This is a genomic window from Actinomadura sp. NPDC049753 (assembly GCF_040674655.1).
GTDB classification, from domain to species: Bacteria; Actinomycetota; Actinomycetes; order Streptosporangiales; family Streptosporangiaceae; genus Spirillospora; species Spirillospora verrucosospora.
Genome location: NZ_JBFARL010000277.1, coordinates 1 through 8,512, shown reverse-complemented (window position 1 = coordinate 8,512; position 8,512 = coordinate 1). Strand labels below are relative to the sequence as shown.

7 protein-coding genes are annotated in these 8,512 nt (G+C 74.7%); 6 read left to right on the top strand and 1 reads right to left on the bottom strand.

The window, feature by feature from the left end; all coding sequences use genetic code 11:
- From AB0K37_RS38185 to bla, 3 genes are all read left to right on the top strand, one after another.
- Nucleotides 1-830, top strand: an 830-nt coding sequence (locus tag AB0K37_RS38185) for a LacI family DNA-binding transcriptional regulator (RefSeq protein WP_363989992.1), incomplete at its 5' end; no start/stop codon positions are given.
- A gap of 56 nt (nt 831-886) precedes the next feature.
- Nucleotides 887-1,921: a magnesium transporter CorA family protein gene (locus AB0K37_RS38180; protein ID WP_363989990.1), complete on the top strand. Its 1,035-nt coding sequence runs from the start codon at nt 887-889 to the stop codon at nt 1,919-1,921.
- Between the two features lie 107 nt (nt 1,922-2,028).
- A complete protein-coding gene (gene bla / locus AB0K37_RS38175) occupies nt 2,029-2,982 on the top strand; it encodes a class A beta-lactamase (protein ID WP_363989987.1) in 954 nt (317 codons plus the stop codon).
- A gap of 72 nt (nt 2,983-3,054) precedes the next feature.
- On the opposite strand, the gene AB0K37_RS38170 is transcribed toward bla, so the two are convergent.
- On the bottom strand, nt 3,055-4,704 hold the full coding sequence (locus AB0K37_RS38170) for a penicillin-binding transpeptidase domain-containing protein (RefSeq protein WP_363989984.1): 1,650 nt from the start codon (nt 4,702-4,704) through the stop codon (nt 3,055-3,057).
- Between the two features lie 155 nt (nt 4,705-4,859).
- On the opposite strand from AB0K37_RS38170, the gene AB0K37_RS38165 reads away from it, so the two are divergent.
- The 3 genes from AB0K37_RS38165 to AB0K37_RS38155 form a co-directional block, all read left to right on the top strand.
- Nucleotides 4,860-5,831: a LysR family transcriptional regulator gene (locus AB0K37_RS38165; RefSeq protein ID WP_363989981.1), complete on the top strand. Its 972-nt coding sequence runs from the start codon at nt 4,860-4,862 to the stop codon at nt 5,829-5,831.
- Nucleotides 5,828-6,733, top strand: coding sequence for a serine hydrolase (locus tag AB0K37_RS38160; protein ID WP_363989978.1), 906 nt, complete (start codon nt 5,828-5,830; stop codon nt 6,731-6,733). Before AB0K37_RS38165 ends, AB0K37_RS38160 begins: the two co-directional genes overlap by 4 nt.
- 120 nt (nt 6,734-6,853) lie before the next feature.
- Nucleotides 6,854-8,512 (top strand): hypothetical protein (locus tag AB0K37_RS38155; RefSeq protein ID WP_363989976.1); only part of this gene is annotated, 1,659 nt, incomplete at its 3' end.

Here is an 8,512-nt window from a genome sequence, read left to right as displayed (position 1 = left end):
GGCTCGGCACCACCCGGACCGTCCTGCTGATGGTGCCGACCCTGACCGCGCCGTTCTTCGGCCCCGTCTACACCGGCGCCGCGCGGGTCGCGGCCCGGCACGGCTTCGGCGTCGTGGTCTCGACCTGGCCGGACGGCGCGGCGGGGCCCGCCGACGGCCCGTTCGCGGCGCCGGGCGAGGCGATCGACGGCGTCCTCGCGTCCTCGATGGCCGCAGAGACGCTCGGCGGGTTCGGCGAGACGCCCGTCGTGACGCTCGACAGCGGCCCGGCCGGCCTTCCCGGCGCCCCCGTCCCCACCGTCGACTTCGGCGTGGCCGACGGGATGCGGGAGATCGCGGCGCACCTCGCGGGCCTCGGCCACCGCCGGATCGGGCACGTGGCCGCCGCCCTGGACCAGTGGACGTTCCACGCCCGCGCGGACGCCCTCGCGGAGGTCGTCGCGGGCCTGCCGGACGGCGTCCTGCTCCGGGCCGGCTGCGCGATCGACGTCGCCTCGGCCAAGGACGCCGCCACCCGGCTGCTCACCGGTCCCGAGCCGCCGACCGCGCTGGTCTGCGACGACGACCTGATCGCGGCGGGCGCGTACAAGGCGGCCCGCGCGCTGGGCCTGGACGTCCCGTCCGACGTGTCGGTCACCGGCTTCGACGACGTGCTGCTGGCGACGGCGCTGGAACCCGAGCTGACGACCGTCCGGCTGCCGGCCGAGGAACTGGGCGCGCAGGGCATGGCGGCGCTCCTCGACCTCCTCGACGGGCGCCGACCCGCCTCCGGCGTCCTGCCCGGCGAGCTGGTCGTCCGGGGATCGACGGCGCCGCCGCGTGCCCGCTGACCGCGCCGGACGGCCCGGCACCTCATTTCCTGGGAAAGCAGGGGTATAAGGCGCGCATGGGATCCCATCCATCCGAGACCGACTTCGACGAGGATCCGGGCAACCGGATCGGCTCGGCACCCCCGCGGACGCGGGCCTGGCGCGACGGCGAGATCGAGGCGGAGGGCTTCCCCGTCTCACGGCTGAGCGACTACCTGGAGCGTCCGGACGTCGTCGTCTGGCTCGACCTGTGCGCGCCGCGGCGCGAGGACCTGCACGTGGTCAGCGACGAGCTCGGCCTCGATCCCGTCGCCGTCGAGGACGCGGTCTCCCGGCACGAGCGGGCGAAGCTCGACCGCTACCAGGGGTACGCCTTCCTCAACGTCTACGTCCCGGTGGTGACCGACGGCGAGCTGGCGATGCACGAGGTGTCGGCCTTCCTCAGCGAGCGCGCCCTCGTCACGGTCCGGCAGGACTGCGGGTTCGACGTCGACGCGCTGGTCCGGCGCTGGGACCAGACCCCGCACGCCGGGTTCGACGAGCCGACCGCCGCGTTCCTGCTCTACGGCCTGCTCGACCTGGTCATCGACCTGCAGCTCACGGCCGTCCAGGCGCTCGACGACGAGGCCGACGAGGTCGAGGACCTCGTGTTCGACGACGCGTTCCCGGTCAAGGAGATCCAGAAGCGCAGCTACCGGCTGCGCAAGAACCTGACCGCGCTGCGGCGGGTCGCGCTGCCGATGCGGGAGGTGCTCAACACGCTGCTGCGCCGCGATCTGAAGATCGTTCCGGCGCCGCTCGTCCCCTACTTCCAGGACGTCTACGACCACACCCTGCGCGTCGGGGAGTCGACCGACGCCCTGCGCGACCTCGTCGCCGACCTGCTGGAGACGCGGCTCGCGCTGCAGGGCAACCGGATGAACGAGGTGATGAAGAAGGTCACCAGCTGGGCGGCGATCATCGCGGTGCCGACCGCCGTCACCGGGTTCTACGGGCAGAACGTCCCCTACCCGGGGTTCTCCCAGCACTCCGGCTTCATCGCCAGCACGGTCATCGTCGTCGTCTGCAGCCTCTCCCTCTATGTGATCTTCAAGGTGCGCGACTGGCTCTGACCGCGGCGTCCGGCGAGGTCAGGGCTCCGGCATATGCGTTCGCATATCGAGACTCACGTCATATCGATATTGGACATGCCGTTCGCGGCTCTGGTCTGCTCTCCGGCATGACGACCCACAGCAGGCGCGACCGGCGGCTCGGCGCCGCCGCTCTCGCCCTGACGACGATCGCCGGCCTCGCCGGCTGCGGCTCCGGCGGGGACCCGGGCGCGCGGAGCGCGGCGCCGCGCGGCGCCACGTCCACGCTCACCGTCGATCCCGCGCAGGCGAAGGTCACCAGGCAGATCGGCCGCCTGGAGGCGACCCACCACGCGCGCATCGGCGCCTTCGCGATCGACACCGGCACCGGGCGCACCGTCTCCCACCGGCCGGACGAGCGCTTCGCGTTCGCCTCCACGTTCAAGGCGATGGCGTGCGGCGCGGTGCTGCGCAAGGCCCGGCAGTCCGACCCCGGGCTGCTCGACAGGGTGATCCCCTACACGAGGGACGACCTGGTCGAGTACTCCCCCGTCACCGAGAAGCACGTGGACACCGGCATGACCGTCGCCGACCTGTGCCACGCCGCCGTCACCCGGAGCGACAACACCGCCGGGAACCTGGTGCTGCGGCAGATCGGCGGGCCCGCCGGGCTCACCGCCTTCTTCCGCTCGCTCGGCGACCAGGTGAGCCGCGGCGACCGCTGGGAGACCGACCTCAACGTGTGGAAGCCGGGCGAGGTGCGCGACACCACCGCTCCGCGCCCGTGGGCGGGGGACCTGCGGGCCCTCACCGCGGGCCCGGCGCTCGTCCCGGCCGACCGCCGGCGGCTCATCGGCTGGATGAAGGCGACGGTCACCGGGGACGAGCGCATCCGCGCCGGGCTTCCCAGGAACTGGACGGTCGGCGACAAGACCGGCACCGGCGGGACCTACGGCACCGCGAACGACATCGCGATCGCCTGGCCGCCGGCCGGCGCCCCGCTCGTCATCGTGATCACCACGAACCGGTTCGCCCCCGAGGCCGAGGCCGACGACAGGGCCGTCGCCGAGACCGCCCGCGTCCTGGCCGGCGCCCTCCGCTAGGGCATGGGCATGGCGATCGCCCCTGGCAGCGGACGTCCGGCGCCAGGGGCGACGCGCGCCGGGCAGGGGCGCTCAGAGCGCCCTGAGGAACTTCGCCGCGATGGGGGCCGCGGCCTCGGCGCCGGTCCCGCCGCCTTCGACGATCACCGCGAAGGCGACGTCCCCGCGGTAGCCGATGAACCAGGCGTGGGTCGGCGGGTTGTCGCCCCCGCCGAACTCCGCGGTGCCGGTCTTGCCCGCCGTGCCGGACGGGAAGTCGACGCCGGAGGCGGTGCCCTCGCTGACGACGGCCGGCATGAGGGCGTGCAGGGCCTTCTCGACGGCGGGCTCCAGCCGCTTCGGCGGCTCGGGCCTGCGGCCTCCGGCGTCGGCGGCCTGCGCGGCGAGGGACGGATCGACCAGGCGGGGCGAGCGCCAGGTGCCGTCGGCCGCGGCGGCGGCGACGCTCGCCATGTTGAGCGGGCTGGTCAGCACCTCGCCCTGCCCGAAGGACGCGGCGGCGAAGGCGGTGTCGTCCTTGTTAGCGGGGAACGCGGCGCGGACGGCGGGCAGCCCCGCGATGATCGGGGCGTTGAACCCGAACTGGGAGGCGACCTGAGCCAGCCGCTTCTCGCCGAGCCTGTCGACGGCGAGCCGCGCGAACGTGGTGTTGCAGGAGTGCGCGAACGCCTCGCGGAGCGGGACCGTCCCGAAGTCCTCGTGCTTGTAGTTGTGGAACGACCGGCCGCCGACCGCGGTGGTCGCCGGGCAGGCGACGTTCGTCGTCGGGGACATGCCGCCCGCGACGAGCGCGGCGGCCGTGACGACCTTGAACGTCGAGCCGGGCGGGTACCGGCCCATGAGCGCGCGGTTGTAGCCGCCGGGCTGGTTCGCCACGGCGAGGATCTCGCCGGTGGACGGGCGCAGCGCCACCATGGACGCCGGCTTGGCCGCCCCCGCGACCGCCTGCCCGGCGGCGGCCTGCGCCTTCGGGTCGATGGTCGTCTTCACCGGCTTGCCCGCCGCGCCTCCGAACCGCTGCAGCGTCTTCACCGGCACGCCTTCGGCGTCCGTGATCTGCACGGCGAGCGCGGGCGTGCCGGAGAGGCGCCGCTCGTACTGCTGCTGGAGGCCGTCCGCGCCCGCCGGGTCGCCCTTGCGATACGGGGCGCCGAGCTTGCCCGCCGCCTCGGCGGAGACGGGGCCCACCTGCCCGGCGAGCTGCCGGGCGGACCCGGACGGCGAGGACGCCAGGTCGCTGCCGTCCGCCGCGAGGACGGCGGCGCGGTCCGGCCAGGCGCGCGCGGCGCGCAGCCGCTGGCCCTCCTTGAGCTCCGGGTACATCACCTGCGGCGACCAGCGGACGAGCCAGTCGCCGTCCTTCTTCACCATCGGAAGCGACCCGCTGTACTTCCACACCCGGTCGCCTGCCAGCGTCACCTCGGCGCTGTAGGCCCCGCCGACCCTGCCGTCCTTGGGACGCCCCACGGACGCGACCGTGTAGCGCTGCCTGACGGCGCCCAGGTCGTCCCGCATCTGCGTGAACCGCTTCTCGAAGTCGGCGGGCGGGGCGTCGGTCAGGGCCTTCATCGCGGCGAGGTCGCCGCCGCTCCAGGCCGCGAGGTAGCGCTTCGCGGCGTCCCCGGGATCGTCACCGTCGCGCAGGAACCACACCGCCCCCGCCCCCACGATCACGACCGCCGCCACGACCGCGGCGACGGCGAGCACACGGGATCGGCGCATCGTCGAACTCCTTCTCCCCCTGTCCGGCCCACCGGCCGGGCGATCCGCCGAGAGCGCGGATGACCGATGGGGGCACCAGGACACCAGGCGACGCCCGAAAAGTCCAAGATTGATATCGGTCCAGATGAATATCCGATTCGGTATTATCGCTGCTCGTGAACCTCGTCGGGCATCTGCGGTGCTTCGTCGTCGTCGCCGAAGAACTGCACTTCGGCCGCGCGGCCGAGCGTCTCGGCATGGCGCAGCCGCCGCTGAGCCAGCGAATCCAGCGGCTGGAGAAGGAGCTCGGCGTGCGGTTGTTCGACCGGTCCAGCCGGCGGGTGCGGCTCACCGCGCCCGGCGGGCTGCTGCTGGAGGAGGCACGTGACATCCTCACCCGCGTGGACCGCATCTACTCCGTCGCCGAGCGGGCCCGGCTGGGCGAGGTCGGGACGGTGCGCGCGGGCCTGCCGAGCGACCTCGGCGGCCGGGTGGTCGCCGCGCTGATCGCCGCGTTCCGGGAGCGCCGCCCGGACCTTCGGCTCGACCTGCGCGAGACGGGCACCGACCAGCAGATCCGCGCGCTCGCCGAGGGCGCGCTGGACGCGGGGGTGGTGCGGCACCCGTGCGACGCCCGCGGGCTGGAGCTCGGCCCGATGCTGGCGCAGCCGCTCGGCGTGCTGCTGCCCGCCGGCGACGGCGCCGCGCGACCGGGCGCGCCCCCGGAGGTGCACCTGGCCGACCTCGGCACCCGCGACGTCGTCGTGCCGCCGCGCGAGGAGGCGCCCGGCGCCCACGACGAGGTGCTGGCGGGGTGCCGCCGGCACGGGTACGCGCCCGCGGCGGTCCACGAGGCGCGGCATCCGGGGTTCGCGCTGGGGCTCGTCCTCGCGGGGACGGCCGTGGCCCTCGTCCCGCGCACCGACGACACCGCCGGGGCGGTGTGGCGGCCGCTGGCGGGCGAGCCGCTCGCCTGGCGGACGTCGTGCGCCTGGCGGCGGGCCCGCGATCCCGAGCACGCGCGCGCCATCGCCGACTTCACCGCCGTCGCGACCGCGGTGCTGCGCGGCGAGGCCGGCATGACCCCGCTCGACCGCGCCCCCGCCCGCCGGGTCGTCCCGCGCCCGTCCTCCGGGTTCCTGGCATGAGCGAGGTGCCCGTCAGGAGGGCGAGCGCGGCCGAACGGATCAACGCGGCGTTCCGGTCGGCGGGCGTGACCGGGTTCCTGCACGTCGTGGACATCGACACCGGGCGCGACGTCGCGGTCGGCGCGGACGAGCCGGTGGTGCTCGCGTCGGTGTTCAAGGTGCCGCTGCTCGTCGCGTTCCACCGGCAGGCCGCCGAGGGCGTCCTGGACCCGACCGAGCAGGTCACGCTGCGCCCGGACGACCGCACCGCCGGGCCGACCGGGGTGTCGGCGCTGCTGGACGAGGTCCGCATGTCGCTGCGCGACCTCACCTGCCTGATGATCACTGTCAGCGACAACGCCGCCGCCGACGTCGTCATGGACCGGGTCGGCCTGGACGCGGTCAACGCGACGGCCGCCGACCTGGGGCTCCGCGACACCGTCATCGAGGGCAACGGCCGCGACCTGCACGAGACCCTGCTCGCCGACGCCGGGGCGGGCAGCGTCGCCGAGGTCTGGGCGCGGCTGGACGAGCCGGGCCTGAAGGACCGGCTGCGCGCCCTCGACCCGCTCCGCACGAGCCGCAGCACGCCCCGCGACATGACCCGGCTGCTGTCGATGATCTGGCGGGACGAGGCCGCCCCGCCCGCCGAGTCGGCGGCGATGCGCCGCCTGTTCGGCCTCCAGGTCTGGCCGCACCGCCTCTCGTCCGGGTTCCCCTACGACGACGTCGTCGTCAGCGGCAAGACCGGCACCCTGCCGACCCTGCGCAACGAGGTGGGCGCGGTCGAGTACCCCGACGGGGCCCGCTACGCGGTGGCGGTCTTCACCAGGTCGACGCTGCCCGTCGCCGTCCTCCCGGAGGCCGACGCGGTCATCGGCTCCGCCGCCCGGATCGCCGTGGAGTCGCTCCGCCGGGCCTGAGCGCGGGTGCGGCGCTCCTGTGCGGCGCGACCCTCGTATGCGGTGCGACGCGGGCACCACAGCACTCTCTTTGAAAACATAAGCTGTACCCCTGTTTTGGACGTTCTTGGGGAGTATTCGTTGCGGCTGCCGGAGCATCTGGAGCTACTGCTCACCGACGAGCCGGTGCTCGACGTCTACTCGCACGGCCCGTGGCGCGTCCCGGACGGGCTGTTCGAGGAGATCTCGGCGCGTATCGACGGGCTGGCGGCCGATCCGCGGGCCGTGGAGCTGACCACCGACGAGCACAAGCTGCTGACGCTGCCCGCGTCGCTCGTCACCGCGGAGATCTTCGGCATGCTGGCGTTCCTGCCGGGCGGCGGCGCGATCAAGGCGGGGTCGTGGTCGCAGCTCCCCGAGCGGCTGCTGCACCGGCACCTGGTCAACCCCGGCCCGCTCAGCACCCGCATGACGCGCTGGGACGCGCCGGGCGGGCGGTGGCGGCCCCCGGTGGACTGGCTCATCGAGGCGCCCGACCGGGCGCTGGCGATCGAGCTGGCCCGCGACTGCCTGTCGGTGCTGGAGGGCATCGAGCCGCTGGAGGAGCGCCGCAAGGCGCTGCTGCGCCTCTACGACGACCCGCCGGTCTGCGACGTGAACCTGCCCAAGACGGAACTGCGCGAGCACTGGCACGCGCACGCCGGCGACGACATCGTCGCGGCCGTCCCCGAGCTGCTCGGCCCGGTCGGCTACCTGGAATGGGTGTGCGCGGGCCTGCTCGCGGCCTACGAGCACCTCATGGAGGCCGCGCCGCGCGAGGAGACCGTCGAGGTCCACCTGGTCCACCTGCTGCTGCAGGGCAGCATGGAGCAGGTCCCGGCCGAACTCGCGGTCGCGCTCGGCGAGGACCGGTACGGCGAGCTGCTCCAGCGGTTCACCGCGGAGCGCCGCGGGTTCAAGGCGGGCGCGTGGCAGGAGCGGACGCGGGCGTGGCTCGTCCGGGCGCTCGTCGCGGGCGCCGCCGACGCGTGCCGCGGCTGGCTCGACATGGCGATGCGGTTCGTCGCGATCGTGCAGGGCCTGCCGGGCGACCCGTGGTTCCCGAAGGCGGAGTGGATCCCGGTCGGCCAGTTCCAGACCGACCTGCGCCGCCTCTACGCGCCGCGCCGCCGGGTCGTGAACCCGCTCACCGAGACGCTGCGCAGCGTGCCCGCCGCCGACGCCGCGCCCGGGACGGCCGCGGGCGGCCGGGCGGAGATCGCCACGTCGCTGGTCGAGCAGCCGGAGGTGACCGCGGCGCTGGCCGAGCTCACCCGCGGCAACGCCCCCGTCCGGCTGCTGATCAGCGGGCCGGACGGCACCGGCAAGCGCGACGCCGCGCAGGAGCTCGGCAGGGCGCTGGCGCTCGGCCGCGACCCGCACTGGATCACCGACAACCTGTTCGCCGGGCAGCGCCTGTCGGACGCCGTCGCCAAGCTGCACGCCGACGCCCGCGACTGCGCCGGCGACCGGCTGCTGATCATCGAGGGCCTGGACGGGATCGTCGCCGACCCCGGCAACGGCGAGGCCCTGGCCGCCGAGCTGCACCGGCTCCTCGCCGTCCACCCCGACCTGAACCTGGTGGCGCTGTGCGACGCCGGCGGCGAGGAGCGGATCCGCGAGATCAACCCCGTCCTGCCGCAGCGGTTCCGGATCGCCCGCACCCGGCCGTTCACGGCGGCGGGCCACGCCGAGCTGTTCCGCCGCGCGCTGGAGGCCCGCGGCGCCCGCGGCACCCGCCCGGCGATCGAGGCGGCGGGC